The 21,732-nt window shown below is 74.6% G+C and carries 22 protein-coding genes; 9 read left to right on the top strand and 13 right to left on the bottom strand.

Going from position 1 to position 21,732, the window contains the following annotated elements; genetic code table 11:
• Positions 1 to 182: 182 nt before the first annotated feature.
• Complete coding sequence (locus MOV08_RS35680; RefSeq protein ID WP_275310364.1) at positions 183 to 1,715, top strand: helix-turn-helix domain-containing protein; 1,533 nt, start codon at positions 183 to 185, stop codon at positions 1,713 to 1,715.
• A gap of 22 nt (positions 1,716 to 1,737) precedes the next feature.
• Here the strand turns inward: MOV08_RS35680 and MOV08_RS35675 are convergent, their stop codons facing one another.
• From MOV08_RS35675 to MOV08_RS35665, 3 genes are all read right to left on the bottom strand, one after another.
• On the bottom strand, positions 1,738 to 2,145 hold the full coding sequence (locus tag MOV08_RS35675) for a TOBE domain-containing protein (protein ID WP_039638426.1): 408 nt from the start codon (positions 2,143 to 2,145) through the stop codon (positions 1,738 to 1,740).
• Positions 2,146 to 2,228: 83 nt separating this feature from the next.
• On the bottom strand, positions 2,229 to 2,729 hold the full coding sequence (locus MOV08_RS35670; RefSeq protein WP_275310363.1) for a MarR family winged helix-turn-helix transcriptional regulator: 501 nt from the start codon (positions 2,727 to 2,729) through the stop codon (positions 2,229 to 2,231).
• Positions 2,729 to 4,453 (bottom strand): MFS transporter, encoded by a 1,725-nt coding sequence (locus MOV08_RS35665; protein WP_420834313.1) that lies wholly within the window; start codon positions 4,451 to 4,453, stop codon positions 2,729 to 2,731. The genes MOV08_RS35670 and MOV08_RS35665 overlap by 1 nt, the downstream gene beginning before the upstream one ends.
• Before the next feature lie 467 nt (positions 4,454 to 4,920).
• On the opposite strand from MOV08_RS35665, the gene MOV08_RS35660 reads away from it, so the two are divergent.
• The 5 genes from MOV08_RS35660 to MOV08_RS35640 are packed head-to-tail and all read left to right on the top strand — an operon-like array spanning position 4,921 to position 8,780.
• Positions 4,921 to 5,106 carry a hypothetical protein gene (locus MOV08_RS35660; protein WP_039638425.1) on the top strand — a complete coding sequence of 62 codons (186 nt, stop codon included), beginning with the start codon at positions 4,921 to 4,923 and terminating at the stop codon, positions 5,104 to 5,106.
• Positions 5,107 to 5,117: 11 nt separating this feature from the next.
• A complete protein-coding gene (locus tag MOV08_RS35655; RefSeq protein ID WP_052287595.1) occupies positions 5,118 to 5,819 on the top strand; it encodes a hypothetical protein in 702 nt (233 codons plus the stop codon).
• Positions 5,816 to 6,802, top strand: a complete 987-nt coding sequence (locus MOV08_RS35650) for a DUF6895 family protein (protein ID WP_275310361.1) — start codon at positions 5,816 to 5,818, stop codon at positions 6,800 to 6,802. Before MOV08_RS35655 ends, MOV08_RS35650 begins: the two co-directional genes overlap by 4 nt.
• On the top strand, positions 6,799 to 7,743 hold the full coding sequence (locus MOV08_RS35645; RefSeq protein ID WP_275310360.1) for a DUF6895 family protein: 945 nt from the start codon (positions 6,799 to 6,801) through the stop codon (positions 7,741 to 7,743). The genes MOV08_RS35650 and MOV08_RS35645 overlap by 4 nt, the downstream gene beginning before the upstream one ends.
• The gene (locus MOV08_RS35640) at positions 7,743 to 8,780 is read left to right on the top strand and encodes a serine hydrolase domain-containing protein (RefSeq protein WP_039638422.1); all 1,038 of its coding nucleotides are present in this window, start codon (positions 7,743 to 7,745) and stop codon (positions 8,778 to 8,780) included. The genes MOV08_RS35645 and MOV08_RS35640 overlap by 1 nt, the downstream gene beginning before the upstream one ends.
• A gap of 19 nt (positions 8,781 to 8,799) precedes the next feature.
• On the opposite strand, the gene MOV08_RS35635 is transcribed toward MOV08_RS35640, so the two are convergent.
• The 3 genes from MOV08_RS35635 to MOV08_RS35625 form a co-directional block, all read right to left on the bottom strand.
• Entirely contained in the window at positions 8,800 to 10,830 is a 2,031-nt protein-coding gene (locus tag MOV08_RS35635) for an ATP-binding protein (protein ID WP_275310359.1), read from the bottom strand.
• A gap of 57 nt (positions 10,831 to 10,887) precedes the next feature.
• The gene (locus MOV08_RS35630; RefSeq protein WP_275310358.1) at positions 10,888 to 12,744 is read right to left on the bottom strand and encodes an alkyl/aryl-sulfatase; all 1,857 of its coding nucleotides are present in this window, start codon (positions 12,742 to 12,744) and stop codon (positions 10,888 to 10,890) included.
• Between the two features lie 107 nt (positions 12,745 to 12,851).
• Positions 12,852 to 13,931: a methyltransferase gene (locus tag MOV08_RS35625; protein WP_052287081.1), complete on the bottom strand. Its 1,080-nt coding sequence runs from the start codon at positions 13,929 to 13,931 to the stop codon at positions 12,852 to 12,854.
• Between the two features lie 296 nt (positions 13,932 to 14,227).
• Between MOV08_RS35625 and MOV08_RS35620 the strand changes: the two genes are divergently transcribed.
• Complete coding sequence (locus MOV08_RS35620; RefSeq protein WP_275310357.1) at positions 14,228 to 14,419, top strand: hypothetical protein; 192 nt, start codon at positions 14,228 to 14,230, stop codon at positions 14,417 to 14,419.
• Positions 14,420 to 14,533: 114 nt separating this feature from the next.
• Here MOV08_RS35620 and MOV08_RS35615 read toward each other — a convergent pair whose 3' ends face one another.
• Both MOV08_RS35615 and ribA read right to left on the bottom strand, forming a co-directional pair.
• Positions 14,534 to 14,974, bottom strand: a complete 441-nt coding sequence (locus MOV08_RS35615) for an SPW repeat protein (protein WP_039638420.1) — start codon at positions 14,972 to 14,974, stop codon at positions 14,534 to 14,536.
• Positions 14,975 to 15,116: 142 nt separating this feature from the next.
• Complete coding sequence (gene ribA, locus MOV08_RS35610; protein WP_039638419.1) at positions 15,117 to 15,770, bottom strand: GTP cyclohydrolase II; 654 nt, start codon at positions 15,768 to 15,770, stop codon at positions 15,117 to 15,119.
• 111 nt (positions 15,771 to 15,881) lie between these two features.
• Here ribA and MOV08_RS35605 point away from each other — a divergent pair, with 111 nt between their 5' ends.
• Together MOV08_RS35605 and MOV08_RS35600 are read left to right on the top strand one after the other, a co-directional pair.
• A complete protein-coding gene (locus MOV08_RS35605; RefSeq protein WP_052287080.1) occupies positions 15,882 to 16,634 on the top strand; it encodes a creatininase family protein in 753 nt (250 codons plus the stop codon).
• On the top strand, positions 16,618 to 17,493 hold the full coding sequence (locus MOV08_RS35600) for a RibD family protein (protein WP_275310356.1): 876 nt from the start codon (positions 16,618 to 16,620) through the stop codon (positions 17,491 to 17,493). Before MOV08_RS35605 ends, MOV08_RS35600 begins: the two co-directional genes overlap by 17 nt.
• Here MOV08_RS35600 and MOV08_RS35595 read toward each other — a convergent pair.
• The 5 genes from MOV08_RS35595 to MOV08_RS35575 form a co-directional block, all read right to left on the bottom strand.
• Positions 17,392 to 18,438 (bottom strand): lysylphosphatidylglycerol synthase transmembrane domain-containing protein, encoded by a 1,047-nt coding sequence (locus MOV08_RS35595; RefSeq protein WP_039638418.1) that lies wholly within the window; start codon positions 18,436 to 18,438, stop codon positions 17,392 to 17,394. The genes MOV08_RS35600 and MOV08_RS35595 overlap by 102 nt on opposite strands.
• Positions 18,438 to 19,325, bottom strand: coding sequence for a class I SAM-dependent methyltransferase (locus MOV08_RS35590; RefSeq protein ID WP_275310355.1), 888 nt, complete (start codon positions 19,323 to 19,325; stop codon positions 18,438 to 18,440). The genes MOV08_RS35595 and MOV08_RS35590 overlap by 1 nt, the downstream gene beginning before the upstream one ends.
• Positions 19,322 to 20,197: a glycosyltransferase family protein gene (locus MOV08_RS35585; protein WP_275310354.1), complete on the bottom strand. Its 876-nt coding sequence runs from the start codon at positions 20,195 to 20,197 to the stop codon at positions 19,322 to 19,324. Before MOV08_RS35585 ends, MOV08_RS35590 begins: the two co-directional genes overlap by 4 nt.
• A 19-nt stretch (positions 20,198 to 20,216) precedes the next feature.
• Positions 20,217 to 20,615: a 6-pyruvoyl trahydropterin synthase family protein gene (locus MOV08_RS35580; RefSeq protein WP_039638415.1), complete on the bottom strand. Its 399-nt coding sequence runs from the start codon at positions 20,613 to 20,615 to the stop codon at positions 20,217 to 20,219.
• A 78-nt stretch (positions 20,616 to 20,693) separates the two neighbouring features.
• Positions 20,694 to 21,698 (bottom strand): zinc-dependent alcohol dehydrogenase, encoded by a 1,005-nt coding sequence (locus MOV08_RS35575; RefSeq protein ID WP_039638414.1) that lies wholly within the window; start codon positions 21,696 to 21,698, stop codon positions 20,694 to 20,696.
• Between the last annotated feature and the right edge of the window lie 34 nt (positions 21,699 to 21,732).

Here is a 21,732-nt window from a genome sequence, read left to right as displayed (position 1 = left end):
GGCCCCGTGCACGACTGGTCCGCAGCACGGAAAACACACCAACGCCCACACCCGGAACTGGATGATCAACCAAGAGGGATTTCGGCGAGAACGCCTTGCATTTACGATGCCAGAACCCACATTCGCCTCGTGAATGTGAGATGCCGGGGTGCCTGCTCGGCAGCCGTCCAAGGAGCCACCACATGCACGTCCACGATCTTCTCCAGCTCGATGCGCTCGACCTGACCCTCCTGTGGGGCGAGGACCCGCTGCTCGCCCAGGAGGTCAGCGGGGTGACCGCCACCGACCTGGAGGACCCCGCGCGGTTCCTGCAATCAGGAGAGCTGGTGCTGAGCGGGCTGGTGTGGTGGGCGCCCGGGGACGACCGGGAGAAGGTGGACCGCTTCGTGGCGGCGCTGGCGGACGCCGGGGCCGCGGCGCTGCTGGCCGGGGAGGAGACCCACGGGACGGTCCCCGACGTCCTGGTCGAGTCCTGTCGCGCGCACCGCGTCGCCCTGCTCGCGGTGCCCGCGCACACCACGTTCCGGGCCATCACCGAGGCGGTGTACCTGCGCCGGTGGGGAGACCTCAGCCGCCGCCCGGCCGGCCACTACGCGCTGCCGGAGAACGTGCGCACCGAACTCGCCGGGATGCTCGCCGGGGACGCGGCGCCGGACGCGCTGCTGGACCGGGCGTTCGCGCACCTGGGCGGCCCGGCCTGCGCCCTGCTGTCCGCCACCGGCCGGGTGATCGCCCGCACCCCGGCCGCCACCGGGCTGACGGCTCGGCAGGCGCGGCGGCGGCTGGCCTCCGGCACCGGCACCACCCTGCGGATCGAGGGCGACCCGGTTCCGTACGACGCCTGGTTCCTGCATCTGCACGACGCGGACGACGCACCGCCGCGCCTGCTGCACGAGATCGCCGAGGTCGTCGCCCAGTACCGGCACCACGAGGCGGCCCGGGAGACGGGCGCGCGGCGGGCGGCGGACGCGCTGTTGACGCTGACCGCCACGGTCACCGCCGAGCGGGCGGCGCTCGACGCGGCGTTGCACGCCTGCGGATTGCCCGCCCACGGCCCGTTCCGGGTGGTGCTGGCCACGCTGGACGACACCGAACCCGAGCAGGCGGTGCGGGCCCTGGCCGAGGCGCTGCGGCACGCGCCCGGGGCACGGTTCGCGGCCGGACTGCTGCCGGACGGCACGGCGGCCGCGGTGGTCGCCGTCGACACCGGCGCCGAGGCCGACGGCGAGGGGGTGCCGTCGCTCGGCGAGATATGGCCGGCGCTGCACGACTGCCGCCCGCAGGCGCCACTGCACGCCGGGATGAGCGGCCCGGCGGCCACCGGCGGAGACCTCAACTCGGCTCTGGACCAGGCCCGTTACGCACTGTCCGCGGCCCGGTCGGCGGCCCCGGAGGGCGCCGGGGTGACCTCCGTCGACGACCTGACGACGCTCGGCGCGCTGCTCTCGGGGGTGCCGGCCGAGGTCCGCGCGGCGTTCAGCAGCCGGGTGCTCGGACCGCTGGCCCGCGGCGGCAGCGCCTCGCACCGGATGCTGCTGGAGACGCTGGAGGTGTTCCTCGCCCAGCACGGGTCCTGGGCGCGCACCGCGGAGATCCTGCACCTGCACGTCAACACCGTGCACTACCGCATCCAGCGGATCGAGACCCTCACCGGCCGCGACCTGTCCCGGCTCGACCACAAACTGGACCTGCACGCGGCGCTGTTGTGCCGCTGACCGCCGTGGCGCGCGGGCGGGTTCAGCCGCGCTCCTCCGGCCGGTCCACATGCACATGGGTGGACTTGACCCGGGCGGTGGCCTCCACGCCGACCTCGATGCCCAACTCCTCGACGGCCTCGCGGCTGACCACCGACACCACCCGGTGCGGCCCCGACTGGATCTCCACCTGGGCGATCACGTCGTCGAGGGTGACCGCCGTGACGATCCCGGCGAACGCGTTCCGGACCGAGGTGCGGACCTCGCCGGGCACCGGGTGCTGCCCCGCGGCCCGCTCCTTGGCGAACGCGGCCAGGCTCACCCCGTCGATCGCGCGGTTGCCCGCGCCGTCCCGGTCCATCCGCAACTGCCCGCCGTCGGCCCAGCGACGGACGGTCTCCGAACTCACACCCAGCAGCCGCGCTGCCTGGCCAATGCTGTACGAGGGCACGTCGGCACTCTAGGGCCTGTCCGGTGCATCAGGGGCTGTCGGCACCCTCCTGCCATCCGCCCGGAGGGCCGGCACCGCCGACGTCACGGCCGGCCGTTGCCGGGCCGCCGCGGGGCGGGCCGGCGGCGCAGCGCCTCGGTCAGTTCCTCCAGGGCCGGCAGGGCGTCGTGCAGCTGACGCCGTCGGCCGGGGGCGAGGCGCCCGAGTTCCTCGGCCAGCACGCCGGCGGTCTCCCGCCGTACGGCGTCCAGCAGCGCCCGCCCGGCGGCGTTCGGGCTGATCAGGCTGGCGCGCTGGTCGGCGGGGTCGGGGCGGCGGGTGATCCAGCCGCTGCCGTCGAGCAGGTCGACCATGCGGGAGGTGGTGGAGAGGGTGATGTTCATCCGGGCGGCGAGTTCGCCGATCCGCAGCGGGCCGTGGGCGGCGAGCTCGGCCAGCGCGGCCAGCCGGCTCGGGGTGAGGTCCGGGTGCGGGCTCTGGCCGCGCAGCAGCGGCACCAGTTGCTGGAGCACCTGGCGCAGTCGGCCGGCCAGTTCCGCGGGGTCCTCCGGCTGGTCGGGGGCGGGCGGGGGTCGGGTGACCATCAGGGACTCCCGGTGTCGGGCGGGCTCGGTGGCAGAGTGGCGGGCGGCCGGTCGGTGGCGGCCGGCGGCGCGGCGGTCCACTCCGCCACCACGGCGGGGGCCGGCTCCGGGCGTCGGGCGCGGGCCGGTGGCCGGCCGCGCTCGTCGTGCACATACCGGCCGCCGCGCAGCAGGGAGGCGACGGCGGCGATCAGACAGGCGGCGATGGCGAAGTCGAAGGCGACGGCCAGTCCGTCGGCGAACGGCGCGGAGATCAGCTGCGGGAAGAACTCCCGGCCGGTGAGGTAGGCGGCGTGCCCGGCCGGGAGCTGGCCGAGGACGTGCGGGCCGAGCAGGGTCCGGACCGGGTTGTAGCCGAGGAGGGAGGCGAAGAGCACGCCCACCGGCGGGAGGGCGGCGATCCGGGCGGCGTCCGCGGCCGGGACGCCCTGGGCGGTGAGGCCGCTGGTGAGGGTGGTGGGCAGGGATCCGGCCAGCCCGGTGATCATCAGCGAGAAGAAGATGCCGATGGACAGCACCATGGCGGAGTTCTGGAAGGTGGTGCTGATGCCCGCGCCGACCCCGCGTTGGTCGGGCGGCAGGCTGTTCATCACCGCGGCCCGGTTGGGTGCCGCGAACAGCCCCATGCCGATGCCGTTCAGCAGCAGGATCACCGCGAACGCCGGATAGCCGAAGTCGACCGGCAGGGCCTGGAGGGCGGCGAAGGTGCCAGCCGCCAGGACCATCCCGCCGGTGGCGAAGGCCCGCGCCCCGAAGCGGTCCGAGGCCCAGCCGGAGACCGGCCCGGCCACCAGGAACCCCAGGGTCAGCGGCAGCATGTAGATGCCGGCCCACAGCGGGGTCTCGGCGAAGCCGTAGCCGTGCCGGGGCAGCCAGATGCCCTGGAGCCAGATGATCAGGATGAACATCAGGCCGCCGCGGCCCAGCGAGGCGAGCAGGCTGGCGAGGTTCCCGGCGGTGAAGGCGCGGATCCGGAACAGCCCGAGCCGGAACATCGGCTCGGCGACCCGGGTCTCGACGAAGCAGAAGAGGACCAGCAGCGCCACCCCGCCGCCCAGCGCGGCGAGCACGGCGGGGTTGGTCCAGCCCATGGTGTGCCCGGCGTACGGCTGGATGCCGTAGGTGATCCCGGTGAGCACGGCGATGAGCCCGGCGGCGAAGGTGAGGTTGCCCCACCAGTCGGGCCGGGCCGGGGTGCGGATGCCGGTGTCCCGCAGTTTCAGGTACGCCCAGACCGTGCCGAACAGCCCGAACGGCACCGACACCAGGAAGACCAGCCGCCAGTTCACCGGTCCGAGCAGCCCGCCCAGCACCAGTCCCGCGAACGAGCCGGCGATCCCGGCCACCTGGTTCAGCCCGAGGGCCAGCCCGCGCTGGGACGCCGGGAAGGCGTCGGTGAGGATCGCGCTGGAGTTGGCCATCAACATCGCGCCGCCCACGCCCTGGCAGAGCCGCATGGCGATCAGCCAGAGGGCGCCCGCGGTGCCGTGCTGCCAGGTGGCCGACAGCAGCAGGGAGAAGAAGGTGAAGACCGCGAAGCCCAGGTTGTACATCCGGGTGCGGCCGTACATGTCGCCGAGCCGGCCGAAGCTGACCACCAGGACGGCGGTGACCACGAGGTAGCTCATGATCAGCCAGAGCAGCAGACCGGTGTTGCCGGGGTCGAGGGGGTCCACGCCGATGCCGCGGAAGATGTCCGGCAGCGCGATCAGCATGATCGACATGTTGATCGACGCGATCAGCACGCCGAGGGTGGTGTTGGACAGGGCGACCCATTTGTTTCCCACGGGACCTCACTCCCACCGGGAGGTGTTTGGTTGTCCACAACCAAGTGTTTCCCCACCCAATCTATGCCCGTCCGGGGATCCCGACCAGGCTCCCGGAACGCCCGGTCCCCGGCGGGTAGGTCGGTGTGACCGCCCACCCGCTCAGACCAGTCCGGCCCATGCGTGAACGGGCGCCCGCGCGGGGTGCACGGCCGGCCCGGAGGCGCCCGGAACCGCGCGCCCGATGCCATCAAATCCACTGTTCTGAAAGGGAGTTGGCACCCCACCCTGCCCCTCCAGCGAGCGGCCGGCACACCGGAACGGCATCGGGACCGGGATTGCAGTAACACACAGTCATCGTCCGGATTGCGACGGTATATAGCGAATGTCAGCCTGGTGTCCCGCTCATCGAAGGAGTTGATCGCATGGTCAGGGATCGCACGGCGCCAGTCGAAACGGCTGGCCTGGCTTCCGAAGTCGAGGGGCTGCTCAGCCCCGCCGAGCCGGACGGCGTCTACCGCGACAGCCGTGAGTGCGGCGGCGCGGTGCTGCTGCTCGGCGCACTGCTGCTGTCGCCCCCCACCCCTCGCCCGAAGTCCGGCGACCGCTGAGGGGAATTGTGTTGGCTGAACAGACGCAGGGAGCCGTCCCGCTAAGCGCTGTAATTGCCGATGCCGCAACCGGTGTCGCCCTCGCCCTTCAGGGCGGGGGCGACCCCTATGCGCTCTCCCGGATCCTGCGCCAGGGCGATCCGCTCGCCCCGGCCGCGGTTCGGGTCCTGGGCGCCGACGCGCTCGCGCCGTACGCCCTGGAGCACCGCGTGGTGCCCGTCGGCGCGGACGACGAGGCGGTGGTGCGGCAGACGTTGGCGAGCTACCCGCCGGGCGCGGACGCCTCCGAGGTTTCGGCTTGGAGCTATCGCGGCCTGGTCGAGGCCACCCATGCCCATCTTCCTTCCGGCGCCCGGCCCTGGCCACGGCCCCCCGAGGTCGGTACGGAGTGGCTCGACACCGACCCCTGGCCGCGGCTCGCGCACCGGATCTCCCAGCTCGCGGCGTTGGCCCTGCCCGGCCTGGCCACCGACCTGGAGGAGCAACTGGCCGGGCGGACCGACGATTTGGCCCGCGGTTTCGTCCGGGCGGTGCGCCGCCGGGACTGGCTGCAGGCCGCCGGAGTGGGCCGCTGGCTGGCCCGGCTCCCCGACGTGCCGCCCACCCTGGGGCTGGACTCCGGGCTGGCGTTCGTACGGCAGATGGGCGGCGGCGACCCGCGGGTGTCCCTGCAAGTGGTGGCTGCCCAGCGGTTCTTCGGGCGGGGCCGGTGACTGCCGACCGGGGCGACCCGGAGCTGCTGGACCGGGTGGCCGGCAGCAGCCTGGGCTGGCTGACGGAGCAGCGGGAGTTCTTCCGTCTGCCGCCGGACGCCACCACTGACGCCGATCCCAACCTCACTCTCAAACCCCTGGGCGAACTGGCCGAGTTGACCTGGATGATCGCTACCACGCACCCGTGCGCCGAGCTGCGGGCCGCGGCAGCGGAGCTGTTCGCCTTCGCCTGGCAGGAGGCCCGCGAGGGCGAACTCTTCGCCGAGTTGATCCGCGGCGAGCCGTACGCCACATACCCGGTGGAGATCTACGGGGCCTTCGCCCAGGCCGGGTTGCGGCACCCGGCCGTCGAGGAGCTGGTGCTGACCACGACCAGGCTGCGCGGCTGGCGGGTGGCCCGCGAGGACCACACCCGCACCCTGGCGGTGCTCAACGCCGAACGACGCATCGGACTGGTCCAACACGGCGACTTCGACGAGAAGTTCGCACAGACATGGCTGGGGATGCTGCCGGAACCCTGGGCACTGGACTGCAGGGCGGCGTACGGCGTGACGCACGACGTCCTCCACCTCACCGACTGGGGCCGCGACCGCCGGCGGCTGGCCCCCGAGACCGCCGCATACCTGCGGCTCTGGCTCCCCTCCTGGTTGGAGACCTGGCTGGACGAGCAACTGTGGGACCTGGTCGGCGAGTTGCTCGCCATCACGGCCATCCTCCCCACGGCTCCCTACCACGCGGCGGCCTGGCGACGGCTGGCCGACGCGCAGGACCACGACGGCGGCCTGCCCGAGACCGGTACCGCGCCCCGGCCCACCGACCCCACCGAGGACTTCCGGGCCTGCTATCACTCCACCCTGGTGTCCGCGTTCGCCGCGACCCTCGCCCGTATCGCCTCGGACGAGGCCGAGGCCGGCCCGGTGGTGGTCGGGGGCGCGGTGGCGGTGGCCGGCCCGGCACCCTTCGAAAGCGAGGCTGCGCTGTGACTGTGACGGCTGCGTCCCTGGCCTCCCCGGCCTCCCCGGCACTGCTGCACCGGGTCGGCGACCGGGCCCTGAGCTGGCTCGACGCGCACCGCGACCGCTTCCGGCTGACCCCGGAGGACCGCACCTCCGGCCGCGCGACGGTCGAACGGCTCAAGCCCGTCGGCGAGTTGGCGATCAACATGCATGTGCTGTTCCGGGAGGGTGTGGCCGGCTCCCGGCAGCGCACCCGGGCCCGTGCGCTGCTGGACTTCACCTGGCGGGAACTGCTCGACGGCGGCAACGTCCTGGCCGCGCTCCAGCACGACGAACCGCACTCCCCGGTGCCCATGGAGCTCTACGCGCCGTTCCACGAACTGGGCCACCGCCACCCCGGCCTGGAAGCGGCCCTGGACGTCGCGCGGCGCACCACCAGCTGGACGGCCCTGGAGATGATGCCCAATCGGCGACTGGGCCTGCTCAACACCGAGCGCAGGCTCGGGCTGCCGCCCACCGCCGACTTCGACCAGGCCGTGGCGCGCACCTGGCTGGGGCAGCTCCCCGAGCCCTGGACGGTGCAGTTGCACATCGCCTACGACATCACCCACACCGTCTTCCACCTCACCAACTGGGGCGCGGCACCGGACCGGATCCCACCGGACATCGCCGACTACCTCACCCGGTATCTGCCGGCCTGGCTGGACGACTGGGCCGACCTCGGGCACTGGGACCTGCTCGGCGAACTCCTGGTCGTGGACGCCTGTCTGCCGCGCCCGACCCTGGACGCGCGGCTGTGGGAGCGGTACGCCGCCGCCCAGGACGCGTCCGGCGCGATGCCCATCCAGCGCGCCATGCCCGAGGGCGACCCGGAGGTGGTCTTCGACCTGCTCCACCACCCCACCCTGGTCGCCGCGTTCGCCTCGGCGATGGCCACCTCCCGCGCGCTCTCCGCCGACGCCGGCTGATGCGGAACGCACCGGGCGGGCCGGCGCTCGCGGACCGGCTGGCGGAGGCGTTGACCCGGATCGACGCCCCGGACGTCGTGCTGGCCGTCACCCGGCAGGGCCACCGCACGGTGGTCAGCGGCGGCACCGCGCTGGCGCCGCCCACCCCGCGCCCCGCCCTGCGCTACGAACTCGGCTCGCTGTCCAAGACCTTCACCGTGCTGCTGCTCGCGGACCTCGCGGTGAACGGGGCGCTGTCCCTGGACGATCCGCTCACCGCCCGGCTGCCGCGACTGCCGCTGAGCCACCCGCGGTCCGGCCGGATCACCCTGCGGCACCTGGCCACCCACACCTCCGGACTGCCGCGGATCCCCACCGACCTGCTGCGCGGCGCACTCATCCGCCCGTACGAGAACGGCTACGCCGGCTACGACACCGAGCGGCTGCTGCACACCTTCGCGCGGACCCGGCCGCGCCACCGGCCCGGTACCCGCTGGCACTACTCCAACTTCGGAGTGGCGCTGCTCGCCCCGGCGATGGGCCACACGACCGGGATCGACTACCCCGACCTGCTCACCGCCCGGGTGCTGAAGCCGCTCGGGCTCACCGACACCACCCTGGCACCCGGCACGACCGGCACCGAGGCCATCGGCCACCGGACCAACGGCACCACGCCGGTCCGCAGCACCGACATGGGCGCCTTCGCCGCCGCCGGGGCGGTCCGGTCCACCCCCGACGACATCCTCACCTACCTGGAGGCGCACCTCTTCCCGGACGGCAGTCCGCTGGCCCGGGCGCTGCGCGAGGTGCGGATCCCGCTGCTGCGGCGCGGCTGGCGGCGCCGCAACACCCACACCCTGACGTGGTACCAGCACCCGGCGCCGCGCGGGCCGCTGCTGTTCCACGTCGGGGCGACCTTCGGCCAGCAGGCGTTCATCGGCTACCACCCGGCGTCCGGGACCGGAGTGGTCGGGCTGGCCACCCGCCGCGGCCGGACCTGCCACGTGGTGCCCACCGCCTACGCGCTGCTGTACGGGCTGGCCGGCGACGACGGCTGAGGCCGCGTCGGGCCGGCGGTCACAGTTCCCCGGCGAGGATCCGGGCGAGCAGCGTCTCCGGGTTCTGTTCGGCGGCCCGGTCGAAGATCGCGGCGTACGCCTCGTCGCCGATCGCGGCGCGGGCCCGCTGTTCGCACTGCTCGCGCATCGCGCGGAGTTCGGGAGTGCCGCGCTGCGGGTGGCCGACCGTGCGCCAGACAGCCTGGCCACCGCCGTAGACCTCGGCCGCGACCAGGCCCTTGCCCTGGGCGGCGACCGCGGCGGCCAGCAGGTCCAGGCCGAGCGCGATCCCGAAGTTGTCGCCGAGCAGCCGCTTGGCGTCGAGCATGGCGCGGGCGTGGTCCGCGGACTCCTCAGGCTGGCCCTGGAAGAGGGAGATCAGGCCGAGCTGGAAGTCGATGTAGGACCGGGACCAGTATTCGCCGCGCTGGACGCAGCCCTGCCGCAGCACGGTGGCCGTGTGCCGGGCCTCGTCGAGCCGGCCCAGGGCGGTGAGCGCGAAGAGCCGTACGAGGTGGCAGCGGAGCCGGGCGGCGGAGCCGAAGGGGTCGTGCGGGGGCGGGCCGAGCACCTGGTCGGCGACGGTGTGGGCGGTCAGCGGGCGGCCTGCCATCAGGTGGGTGAGGCCGATGAGGTAGCCAGCGGCGAGCATCGCGTCCCGGTCGCCGGCCTCCCGGGCGGCACGGGCGCACTGCCGGCCCAGGCTCTCGGCGGTGTGCAGCTCGCCCTGGAGGAGGACCGCGACGCCGAGCGCCCACAGGGCCCGGGTGTGGGCCGGGCCGGGGGCGTCCTCGACGGCGAGGGCGCGCTCCAGGTAGTCGCGGGCCTCGTGCAGATGGCCGCAGCAGGTCCAGAAGAAGCCGATGGCCGCGCAGAGTTCCTGGGCGCGGCCCGGGGCGCTGTCCAGCAGGTGGTCCAGTGCGGTGCACAGATCGACGTACGCCTCGGCGATCCGTCCGTACCAGGTGACCTGGTCGGGGCCGAGCCAGCCGTCCTCGGCGCTGCGGCCGAGGCCGACGAAGTGCTCGGCGTGCCGGTCGGCGACGGCGGTCGTCTCGTCCAGCTCGGCCAGCCACATCCGGCCGTACTCGCGGAGGGTGTCGAGCATCCGGAAGCGGTTGCCCTGGCGGCTGAGCACGGATTTGGCGGTCAGGCCGGCCAGCGCGGTGCGCACCGCGTCGGCGGTGAGCGGGCCGCCGGCGCAGACCGCGGCGGCGGAGTCGGCGTCGAAGGTGCCGCGGAAGACCGAGAGCCGGGCCCACAGCAGCCGCTCCAGCGGTGCGCACAGCTCGTGGCTCCAGCCGATGGCGGTGCGCAGGGTGCGGTGGCGCGGGGTCCAGGACAGGCCGCTGCCGTCCAGGGCGTCGAGGCGGGAGCCGAGCCGCTCGGCGACCTGGGCGAGCGGGCGGTGCGCCAGCTGGGCGCCGGCCAGCTCCAGGGCCAGCGGGATGCCCTCCAGGCGCCGGCAGATGAGGTCCGCGGCGCGGGCGTTGGTCGGGTCGGTGAGCGGGAGGTGGGGGGCCGCGGCGCCGGCCCGCTCGGTGAACAGCGCCAGCGCGTCGTTCTCGCCGGTGCAGGGCAGCGGGCCGACCTCGGTGGTCCACTCCGCGGGGACGCCCAGCGGCTCGCGGCTGGTGACCAGGACGGTCACGCCGGGGGCGGCCGTCAGCAGGTCGCCCACCAGGTCCCGGCAGGCCGCGACGAGGTGCTCGCAGGAGTCCAGTACCAGCAGCAGGTCCTTGTCGGCGAGCCATTCGCAGAGCGCGGCCACCGGCGTCCGTGCCGAGTGGTCGGCGAGCCCGACGGCGTCGCAGACGGTGGCGACCAGCAGCTGGTCGCCGTCTAAAGGCCAGAGGGGAGCCCAGTGGACGCCGTCGGGGAACCGCGCGGCGGCGGCTCTCGCCGCCCGCATCGCGATCCGGGTCTTGCCCACCCCGCCGGTGCCGGTCAAGGTGATCAGCCGGTGCCGCGTCAACTCACCGCCCAGTCGCCTCAGTTCGGTGCGTCGGCCGACGAAGCTCGTCGACTCCTCGGGAATGTTGCTCGCCACCGGCCCAGTTTGCCCCACTCCGCGGACTGCCCGCGTCCCGTCGTGGAACGGGCCGGTTCAGGGAGTGACGATGGGGAAGTTGGGGTCCGGGGCGCTGAGCAGGTCGAGCAGTTCATGGAGGGCCGCACCGGGCTCACCCTCGTGAGTGACGGCGGTCGGGACCCGGCCGCCCAGCAGCTCGCGGAGCTGGGGTTTGGTGAGGGTGAGGGTCAGGTCCGGCCGGCCGTCGGCGGTGGGGGTGCCGGGGGTGCTGAGGTGGGTGAGCGCGCCGTTGGAGAGGTTCAGGTGCCAGGTGCGGTCCTCGTCGGCGAGGTAGAGGTCGAGGGTGAGGTGCTTGTGCCAGGCGCGGGGGCCGTCGACGCGGATGGCGAGCGAGTCCAGGAGCTGGTCGACGCTGCGGGCGCGGACGAGGTCGGGGGCGGGGGCGTCCGGTCCGGTGGTGTCGGGGCGGGCGGCGGCCCGGGTGCCACGCAGCTCCATGGCGCCGGTGAGGTAGTAGTTGCGCCAGGTGCCGTTCTCGCAGCCGTGGCCCAGCCGTTCGTAGACAGTGGCGAGTTCGCGGCGGGCGCGCAGGTCGTCCGGGGCGGCGAAGACGGCGTGGTTGAGCAGGGTGGCGGCGAACCGCAGGTCGCCGTCGGCGGCGTAGCGCTTGCCGGCGTCCACGGTGGCCGCCACGCCGCCCAGGGTCTCCACGTAGCGCCGGGCCTGCTCGGTCGGCGGGTGCTCCCACAGGTGGGCCGGGTTGCCGTCGAACCAGCCGAGGTAGCGCTGGTAGATCGCCTTGACGTTGTGGCTGAGCGAGCCGTAGTAGCCGTGGTGCGCCCAGAGGCGGGCCAGGCCCGGGGGCAGCCGCAGCTCCTCGGCGATCTCCGGGCCGGTGCGGCCCTCGTTGAGCAGCCGCAGGGTCTGGTCGTGGAGGTAGGCGTAGAGGTCGCGCTGGCCCGCGAGCAGGCGGCGGATGCGGGCGTTGCCCCAGGTGGGCCAGTGGTGGGAGGCGAAGGCGACCTCGGTGTCGGCGCCGAAGAGGGCCAGCGCCTCGTTGAGGTAGTGGGCCCAGCGCCGGGTGTCGCGGACCACGGCGCCGCGCAGGGTGAGGACGCTGTGCATGGTGTGGACGGCGTTCTCGGCGGTGCACAGCGCCTGGTGGGTCGGGGCGGCGAAGTTCATCGCGGCGGGGGCGTCGGCGCCCGGGGTGAGCTGGAAGACCAGGCGGACGCCGTCGACGATCTCCTCCTGGCCGGTGCGGGTGATGTCCACGGTCGGCGGGACGAAGCTGCGGGTGCCGGCGGAGGGGAGGGTGCCCAGGCCGCAGCCGATCTGGCCGTCCGGCCCTGCGGGGAGCTGCGTGCCGTACATGTAGACCGCGCGGCGGGCCATCGCCGGGCCGGTGTAGAGCTGCTCGCCGACCGCGCTGTCCCGGAATCCGGCGGGTGCCAGGACCGGCACGGGAGGGTGTCCGGACGGCAGCACCCCGCGGGCGCCGCCGAAGTGGTCGGCGTGCGCGTGGGTGTAGATCAGGCCGGTGACGGGCCGGTCGCCGCGGTGTTTGCGGTAGAGCTCCAGCGCCGCGGCGGCGGTCTCGGTGGAGAGCAGCGGGTCGACGACGAGGACGCCGTGGTCGCCCTCGATGAGCGTCATGTTGGACAGGTCCAGCCCGCGGGCCTGGTAGATGCCGTCGATCACCTCGTACAGGCCCTGCCGGCTGACCAACCGGCCCTGGCGCCACAGGCCCTCGTCGGCGGTGTCGGGGCAGTTCCCGGCCAGGAAGGCGTGGCGGTCGGCGTCCCAGACGAGCCGGCCGTCCGCCGCGGTGATCCGGGGTGGGTCGAGCGAGGCGATGAAGCCGCGGTCGGCGTCGGCGAAGTCCTCGTGGTCGTCGACGGGCCCGGCGTCATCCACCGGCACAGTGGTCACGGCGCGCCACCTCTCCGGGACGGCGGGCCATCACGGCGCATGGCCCACACGTTTGATTTAACCGAAGATGCCCGGTTGCCGCACGTGTGGGCCGCGCGCCGACCGGCTCACACCGGCTCGGCCTCGATGACCGAGAAGCGGTTGGGGCGCGGGAGGGCGGTGACGGAGCGGACGGCGAAGCCCGCGGCGCCGCACAGCCGCTCGAAGTCCTCCCGGGTGCGCTCCCTGCCACCCACGTTGACCAGCATGTTCAGGTCGCTGAGGTAGCTGATCACGTCGGCCGAGGGACCGGCGACGTCCGGCAGGACCGGTTCGACGATCAACAGCCGGCCGTGGTCGGGGACGACCCGGCGGACGTGGCCGAGGATCTGCCCGCACTGCTCGTCGTTCCAGTCGTGGATCACGCTCTTGAGCAGGTAGAGGTCGGCGCCCTCGGGGGCGGTGGCGAAGAAGTCGCCGGTCACCAGGGAGCAGCGGTCGGTCAGCCCCTCGGCGGCGAGCCGGGGGCCGGCCTGGGCGAGGCCCTCGGCGCGGTCGAAGACGATGCCGCGCAGCGCTGGGTGGGCCCGCAGCACACCGGCGAGCAGGGTGCCGTCGCCGCCGCCGAGGTCGGCCACGGTGCCGAAGCGCTCGAAGGGGAAGGCCGTCGGCAGCAGCTCGGCGGTGTGCCGGGTGGCCTGGCTCATCGCGGCGTTGAACTCGGCCGAGAGGTCGGGGTGTTCGGCCAGGTAGCCGAAGAAGTCCGTGCCGTGGACGGCGTCGAAGGCGGGCGTGCCGGTGCGGACGCTGTCGTCCAGGCACTCCCAGGCGCGGAGCATGGTCGGGTCGGTGAACATCCGGGCGACGGACCGCAGCGAGCCGGGCATGTCGCCGCGCAGCTGTGCGCCGACCGCGGTGACGGCGAAGTGGCCCGGGGTGGGTTCGGTGAGCAGCCCCAGTCCGGTCAGCGCCCTCAGTAACCGTGTGAAGCTGCGGGGTTGGGCCGCGCACTCCGCGGCCAGGTCGTCGGCGGCGCGCGCCCCGTCGCCGATCCGGTCCACCACGCCGAGGCGGACGGCGGCGCCCACCGTGTGGCTCGCCATGGCGCCGTAGGCGAGCGTGACGAGGGCGTTGCGGGCCTGGTCGGCGGGCAGGTGCTGCTGGGGCTCCGGGTGCGCGAGGTTCTTCTGCGGCTGGGTGTCCGGCATGTGCGTTCCCTCTCCGGTGATGTCCGGTCAACGGCGTTACGCACGGCGCCCGGCAGGGCACAACAACGCCTGTGTGCCGTTGTGCACCACACCACGGGCCGCCGCACTTAGGTAACCCTAAGTCGACCCGATCTTCGAGGCAACGCTCATCCGCCACCCTGCCCGTTCGGCGCGACCGGCAGCACCACCCGGGAGAGGAGGGACGCTCCCTGTCCCCCGACGACGACACCCAACTCCGCGACCTCGCGGAACAGTTCCCGCCCGACACCGCCCCCTGCCCGCCCGTCGGCATACCGGTGGTCCCCGCGGCACCGTTCCGGCGCTGGGCGGTTTGGCTGATACTGGCCACCGCCATCGCGGTCCTGGTCACCGGGGTGGCTCTGGCGCACGGGCTGGTCCTGGCCGGCGGGCTGGTGCTCGCCGGGGTGGCGGGACAGCTCTGCACGCCGAGCCGTTCCGCGCCCCCGGGCCACGACCACCGCCGGTAGCCGCTCCGGAACCGCCGGTACGCCGCCGGACGTGCCCGGCCCGCTTGCCGTCGCTGTGGGACTCCGAAGGGCAAGCGGGTCGGTGGTTTTCACACGCCCCCGTGGGAGCGCGCCTCATGTGGCGCGGCGACTCCTCGATGCCACGGCGACACACAGTGCGCCCAGCACCAACGTCAGGGCGCCGATGACGATGTTGTTCCAGATGACCCCCGCATCGGGACCGCGGCCGACGATCCAGGGCGCCACGATCAGCCAGGCGCCGATCGTGCACATCGCGCCGCTCAGGCCGTACATCCGTTCCGGAGTGACGGTGAACCCGACTGCCAGCAGGGCGATCGCAATGCCGACGATGAGGTTGTGGGTCATCAGCGCCGGCTGGGAGGCCGTGTAGTGCACGATCCACGGGGATACCGCGCAGTACAGGCCGACCAGGAAGACCGGCCCGTCGACGAGCACCACATCACGCCCGCCGATCGTCCGCTCGAACCGCTCCCTCATCTCGGAAACGTCGGGGTGACCAGCGAGATCTCCTCTGGGGTGTGAGACGTCGGCCATACGACTCGCCTCCTTCGCTCCAAGTCGGGGCCGCATCGCGTGGCATCAGCCGCGCACCTTTATTTTGCTCTTATGTCGCCTTTATGTGTAGATGCCGGACCATGAGAATTTGGCGAGATCCGGACAATCGGGGCTCGACCGCTCAGGACGGGCCGGGGACCCCGTCCAGATGCGGGAGATCGTGGTCCAGCCGCTCCCGTTTGGCGCGGAGGTACCGGAGGTTCTCCGCGCCGGGCGGCACCAGCAGCGGGACCCGTTCGGCGACCGGCACGCCGTACCGCTCCAGCGCCTCGCCCTTGCGCGGATTGTTCGACAGCAGTCGCACCGAGCGGACGCCGAGGTCCTGGAGCATCCCCGCCGCCGAGCGGTAGTCGCGGGCGTCGACCGGCAGCCCCAGCGCGACGTTCGCGTCCACGGTGTCCAGTCCGTCGTCCTGCTGGAGTTTCATCGCCCGCAGCTTCGCCAGCAGCCCGATGCCGCGCCCCTCGTGGCCCTGGAGGTAGACCAGGACGCCCCGCCCCTCCTCGGCTATCGCCCGTAACGACGCGGCCAGTTGCTCACCGCACTCGCAGTGCGTGGATCCGAAGGCATCGCCGGTCAGACACTCCGAGTGCAGCCGGGTGAGCACCCGCTCCCCCGCCGCCTCCCCCCGGACCAGGGCCACCTGCTCGATCCCGGTGCGACGGTCGAGAAAGCCGACGGCCCGGAACTCTCCGTACCTGGTGGGGAGTCGGACCTCCACCACCCGTCGCACGCCCGGGTCGCCGACGTCGAAAGCGCCCTCGGAGTCCGTCATGGCATGATCGTACCCGCGTTCGGACCTCCGCGGCGGGCGTCGTCACGGCCGACCGCGGATCCGCCAACCGGGTCCATCCCACGCCGGATTGCCGCCGATCGGAGCCTGCCGATGCCCACGACCGCGCCGGACCACCGGAGTTCGCCCGCCGACCTGCCGTCCCACACCACCGAGGACGTCCGCGCCGGACGCCCCCGGCTGGCCCTGCTGCCCATCGGCAGCTTCGAACAGCACGGCGCCCACCTGCCGTTGACCACCGACACCCTGATCGCCTGCGCCGTCGCCGCGGAGATCGCCGCCCGCCACGAGGTGCTGCTGCTGCCGCCGCTGACCGTCTCCTGCTCCCACGAACACGCCGACTGGCCGGGCACCGTCAGCATCTCCGCACGCACCCTGCACGCGGTGGTCACCGACATCGCCGCTTCCCTGCACCGCTCCGGCGTCCGCGCCCTGGTGCTGGTCAACGGCCACGGCGGAAACTACGTGCTGCGCAACGTCGTCCAGGAGTCCGCGGCGGGCGACGGGATCCGGATGGCGCTCTTCCCCGGCCCGGCGGACTGGGCCGCGGCGCGCGAGCGGGCCGGCCTGGAGACCTCCGCCCACGACGACATGCACGCCGGCGAGACCGAGACCTCGATCCTGCTGCACACCCGCCCCGAAGTGGTCCGGGACGGCTACGCCAGCGCCGACCACCGCGCCGACGACCGACCGCATCTGCTCACCCTCGGCATGGCCGCCTACACCGCCTCCGGGGTGATCGGGCGGCCGTCCCTGGCCTCCGCCGAGAAGGGCCGGGAACTGCTGGCCGGGCTGGCCGAGGCGTTCGACGCGTACCCGGAGGTGTGCGGTGTCCGCGGCGGCTGACCCGCTCGGCGCGGCGGCGACCTGGGAGTTGCTGCTCGGGATCCGCGGCGCGGCGCAGGCGGCGGCCGCCGGGCTGCGACCGGACGGCGACGCCGGCGGCCGGGACGGCCCGGGCCCGGCCGGGCACCCGCAGCGGGCCCTCTCCCCCGCCGCGGCGGAGCTGGCCGAACGGTACCTGCCGCTGTGCCTGGCCGGCCCCCGGGTGGTGTTCGCGCAGCTCGGGCAGAGCCTGGACGGCTTCATCGCGACCCGTACCGGCGACGCCGACTACGTCACCTGGGAGGAGGACCGCCGGCATCTGCACCGGCTGCGGGCCCTGGCCGACGCGGTGCTGGTCGGCGCCGGGACCGCGGTGGCCGACGACCCCCGGCTGACCGTCCGCGCCTGCGCCGGGCCCGACCCGGTGCGGGTGGTGCTCGACCCGCAGGGCCGGGTGCCACGGACCCGGCGGGTGTTCACCGACGGTGCGGCGCCGACGCTGTGGGTGGTCGGCCCTGGAGTGGTCCCGGAACGCGTCGGGGACGGCGTCGAGGTGCTGGCGCTGCCGGACCGGGACGCGTTCGCGCCGGGGCGGCTGCGGACCGCGCTGGCCGCCCGCGGCCTGGGCCGGGTGCTGGTCGAGGGCGGCGGGGTCACCGTCTCGCGGTTCCTGCGGGCGGGGGCGCTGGACCGGCTGTACCTCACCGTCGCCCCGGTCCTGCTCGGCGACGGCGTCCCCGGGCTGCGCTTCCCCGGTACACCGGTGATGCGCCGGGCGCTACGGCCGCCGGTGCGCCGGTCCGTGCTGGGCGAGGACACGCTCTTCGAGCTGGAGCTGCGGGCTCCGGGCGGCGGCCCGGACGTGGCGGACGCGGTCTAGGGTCTGTCCGACCCTGACCCATCGGACAGTCCCCAGCAGCACCCCGGCGCCGGGCAGGCTCGCGGCCAGGACGAGGGCCCCGTAGACGACGGCGGTGGCCAGGCCCTGCCCGGCCCCCAGCCCGGCGACTCCGAAGGCCCAGGCCGCGACGCCCTCGCGGGGCCCCCAACCGCCGACGTTCAGCGGCAGCGCCATGGCCAGCAGCGCCAACAGCACCAGCGGCACCAGGTCGGCGACCGGCGCCCGCACCCCGGCGACCCGCGCGGCCAGCAGGAACGTCGCCACATAGCCGGCGAGGACCACCAGCGACAGCGCGACGACGCCCGACCACAGCGCGGCGGCCCGCCGGACCTCGGCCAGCGCGGCCCGCAGCCGGCCACCGGGCCACCCGCCCGCACCCGTCCGGCGACCGCGCGCCCGGCCCAGCAGCACGGCCGCGAGGACTGCCGCCGCGACCGCCGCGCCCACCGCTCCGGCCGCGGGCGTGCCGAGCGCCCGACCGAGCGCGGTGCGCACCGGCGAGGGCCGGGCGGCCAGCGCCACCGTCCCGACCGCGAGCAGGACCAGCTGCCCCGCGACCCGCTCCAGGACCACGGCGCGCACGCCCCGGCCCACGTCCCCGGTGGCACGGCCGTGCCGCACCGCCCGGTTGACGTCGCCCAGCACCCCGCCGGGCAGCGCCGCGTTGAGGAACAGCGCACGGTAGTAGTCCGCCACCGCCCGCCCCAGCGGGAGCCGCAGGCCCAGGCCGCGGGCCACCAGGCACCACCGCCAGGCGCTGCACACGGTCGTCAGCACCCCGATGCCCAGGCCGGCGAGGAGCGTGCCGGCGTCGATCCGGCGCAGGCCGTCCAGGAAGGCACCGGAGCCCAGGTGCCACAGCAGCACCAGCAGGATGCCCAGCCCGCCGAGCATCCGCAGCCACGACCAGAGTTGACGCTTCATCAGGCGGATCCGGTGTCCCGGCCGCGGGCCGGGTCCGGCAGCGCCAGCAGGTCGGCGTGGTGCACCGTGACGGCCAACTCCCCTGCCGCGCACGCCTCCAGCCGCCGTCCGAGGTAGCCGTCGGCCTTGGTGGCCAGCTCCGGTCGCTGCTCCCGGGCCGCGGCCACCCAGCCCCGCAGCCACTGCTCGGTCAGCACGCGCTCGGGCCCGCCCAGCCGCCAGGGGCTGGGGCGGGTCACCACCCGCGCCCCGCGCCGGGTGAACGCCTCGGTGGCCGCGACGACCGCTTCCGGCCCCAGCAGCCGGCGTCCGCCCGCGGTCCGCCGCTGGTGCGCGTTGAACCCGGCGGAGAGCTCCGCGTCGAGCGGGTCGGCCGGGGACAGTTCGACCCGGCCGGTGACGGAGAGCGCCAGCAGCGCCGGGCAGCCGGCACCGGTGCAGGCCGCGACGAGGGTCTCCAGCTCGTCACGGGTGAGCACGTCGAGCAGCGCGGAGGCGGTCACCAGCGACGTACCGGCGAGGGCGGCCGCGGTCAGCCCGGCCAGCCCGCCGCAGTCCGCGTCGGCCGTAACGGGCCGTCCATCGGCGGCGGTTGACGGCATCCGGCTCCCGGCCCGGGCGAGCAGCGCCGGGTCGTGGTCCTGGAGGACCCAGTGCTGGGGGCCGGGCAGCCGGACCGCGAGCCAGCGGCCCATCGAGCCCGTACCGCAGCCCAGGTCGCGGATCGCCAGGCCGCCGGTGCCGCCGAAGCGCTCCGGGGCGGGGGCCGCGGCGAGCCGCTCCCGCAACGGGTGCAGCAGCGCAGGCGATCGGGCCGCGGCGTCCGCCGGCTCCCGCAGCTCCAGCCACTGGGGAGAGAACCGCGGCCGGCCGACCGCGTCGTTCATGGGCTCAACGGCCCGCTCCGCAGCCGTTCCAGCGCTCCGGCCAGACTGTGCGACGTCGTCTCCCACCCCTCCAGGATGGCACGGCGGGCGCGCGCCGCGACCGCCAGTCGCCGCCGCAGGTCCGGTGTGCCGAACCAGGCCCGCAGCGCCCCCGCGAGCGCGGCCGGTTCGTCGGACGGGACGAGCAGTCCGGGAACGCTGCCGTCCGGGTCGTGCCCGGTGCCGCCGACGAAGGTGCAGGTCCAGGGGGCGTCGGCGACGGTCGCCAGGGCGTCCACCAGGCGGCGGTGGCCCTTGCGCGGGGTCACCGACGCCACGCACAACAGCCCGCCGGCGCCGTCCGTCCCGGGGGCGAGCGGCGCCGGATCGGTGCCCGGCCGGGCGACCGTCACCGGCGGCAGCCCCGGCCCGTGGTGGGCGCGGATCCGGCGGGCGGCCCAGCCGCTGGTGGCGATCACCGCGGCGACGGTGTGCAGGGCGCGCCGTTCGGCCGCGTCCAACTCCGCCGCGGCCTGCGGGGCGAGGCCGGTCTCGTCGGCGAGCGGCAGGTGGAGCAGGACGGCCAGCCGCAGCCGGGCGGCCTCGGGGCGCAGCACGTCGGGCACCCCGCATGCCACCAGGCCGTCCAGCAGCACCACCGAGCCGTCCGGCAACCCGGCCAGCAGGCGGGCCAGTCCGGCCGTGGCGGCGGCGTCCGGGCGCGGCCAGCCGCCGGGCACCGGATGGCGGTGGACCTGCCAGCCCAGGGCCGGCAGGTCGCGGCAGACCCGCAGGTCGTAGACGTTGCCGCCGCTGGGCGCGGTGGGGTCGGCGACGCCGCCGGGCAGCACCGCGTGCACCACGCGTCCGCCCGCCGGAGCGGGATCGGTCACCGGGTGCGCCCGCCTCGGGTCACAGCGCGCGCTCGTAACTGGCCCAGGCGATATGGGACTCGTGCAGGGTGACGGTGATCCCGGCCAGCTCGCGGGCGCCCGCGCCGAGGTTGCCAGCGTGCACCCGGTCGACGAGCCGGTCGGCGATGACCTTGGCCAGCGCCTCGGTGGAGGTGTTGGTGCCGGCGAAGGCCGGTTCGTCGTCGAGGTTGCGGTAGTTGAGCTCGGCGACCACCGCGCCGAGCTCCTGGGTGGCCAGGCCGATGTCGACCACGATGTTGTCGTCGTCCAGTTCGGGGCGGCGGAAGGTGGCGTCCACGATGAAGGTCGCGCCGTGCAGCCGCTGCGCGGGCCCGAAGACCGCGCCGCGGAAGCTGTGCGCGACCATCAGGTGGTCGCGGACGGTGATGCTGAACACGGGTGTTCCTCCAGGGTGTCGATACCGGGGCGTCGGTACCGGGGCGTCGGTACCGGGTCGGGGCGTCGCGGGTGGGCGTCACGCCGCGCCGGGCGCGCGGGCGCCGGCCGCCGGATAGCGGATGCGGTGGCAGAGCGCCGGCAGCGCTCCGGAGGCCAGCCGGGGCAGCACCGACGGCAGTTCCGCGAAGCGGGACTCCCCGGTGACCAACGCGTCGAAGGCGGGGTCGGCGAGGAGGTCCAGCGCGAGCCGGAGCCGGTCGGCGAAGCCGTGCCGGCCGCGGCGGGCCGGGGCAACCGCACCCACCTGACTGCTGCGCAGGGTCAACCGGCGGGAGTGGAAGGACTCCCCCAGCGGCAGGCCGACCCGGCGGTCGCCGTACCAGCTCAGCTCGATCACGGTGCCTTCCGGCGCGAGGAGTTCGAGGGCCCGGGCCAGGCCCTCCTCGGTGGCGCTGGCGTGGACGACGAGGTCGCAGTCGCCGCGGGCGTCGGCGGGCAGCGCGAACGGGACGCCCAGCGCCTCGGCGGTGGCGGCGCGCGCCGGATCGGCGTCGACCAACTGCACCCGGGCGGCCGGGTAGCGGACCAGCAGGGCGGCGACCGCGGACCCGACCATGCCGCCGCCGACCACCGCGATCTTGTCGCCGAGCAGCGGCGCGGCGTCCCACACGGCGTTCACCGCGGTCTCGACGGTGCCGGCGAGCACGGCGCGCGCCGCGGGGACGTCGTCCGGGACGGGGGTCACCGCGTCCGCCGGGACGACGTAGTGGGTCTGGTGCGGGTAGAGGCAGAAGACCGTGCGCCCGCGGAGCGGGGCCGGCCCCTCCTCGACCACGCCCACGTTCAGATAGCCGTACTTGACCGGGGCCGGGAACGCGCCGTCCTGGAACGGGGCGCGCATCGCCGCGTACTGGCTCGGCGGGACGCCGCCGCGGAAGACCAGGCTCTCGGTGCCCCGGCTCACCCCGGAGTAGAGCGTGCGCACCAGGACGTCGTCGGCACCGGGCCGCGGCAGCTCGACCGCCCGGATCTCGCCGCGGCCTGGAGCGCTGAGCCAGAAGCCCTGGGCGACGCGCGGCAACGAATCCTCCTGGACGGTGCGGCGATGCGTCGTG

It is taken from the genome of Streptomyces yunnanensis (genome assembly GCF_029011865.1).
Lineage (GTDB): Bacteria > Actinomycetota > Actinomycetes > Streptomycetales > Streptomycetaceae > Streptomyces > Streptomyces yunnanensis.
Note: the sequence above shows the minus strand (reverse complement) of the source record. Positions and strands in the feature narration are given on the sequence as shown.

Bases quoted from the DNA above. Each gene is read 5' to 3' on its own strand.
- ribA (WP_039638419.1), bottom strand. From the start codon at position 15,770: ATGACGGACTCCGAGGGCGCTTTCGACGTCGGCGACCCGGGCGTGCGA.
- MOV08_RS35660 (WP_039638425.1), top strand. From the start codon at position 4,921: ATGGTCAGGGATCGCACGGCGCCAGTCGAAACGGCTGGCCTGGCTTCC.
- MOV08_RS35605 (WP_052287080.1), top strand. From the start codon at position 15,882: ATGCCCACGACCGCGCCGGACCACCGGAGTTCGCCCGCCGACCTGCCG.
- MOV08_RS35670 (WP_275310363.1), bottom strand. From the start codon at position 2,729: ATGGTCACCCGACCCCCGCCCGCCCCCGACCAGCCGGAGGACCCCGCG.
- MOV08_RS35590 (WP_275310355.1), bottom strand. From the start codon at position 19,325: ATGAACGACGCGGTCGGCCGGCCGCGGTTCTCTCCCCAGTGGCTGGAG.
- MOV08_RS35625 (WP_052287081.1), bottom strand. From the start codon at position 13,931: ATGCCGGACACCCAGCCGCAGAAGAACCTCGCGCACCCGGAGCCCCAG.
- MOV08_RS35615 (WP_039638420.1), bottom strand. From the start codon at position 14,974: ATGGCCGACGTCTCACACCCCAGAGGAGATCTCGCTGGTCACCCCGAC.
- MOV08_RS35665 (WP_420834313.1), bottom strand. From the start codon at position 4,453: ATGTCGATCATGCTGATCGCGCTGCCGGACATCTTCCGCGGCATCGGC.
- MOV08_RS35680 (WP_275310364.1), top strand. From the start codon at position 183: ATGCACGTCCACGATCTTCTCCAGCTCGATGCGCTCGACCTGACCCTC.
- MOV08_RS35640 (WP_039638422.1), top strand. From the start codon at position 7,743: ATGCGGAACGCACCGGGCGGGCCGGCGCTCGCGGACCGGCTGGCGGAG.
- MOV08_RS35595 (WP_039638418.1), bottom strand. From the start codon at position 18,438: ATGAAGCGTCAACTCTGGTCGTGGCTGCGGATGCTCGGCGGGCTGGGC.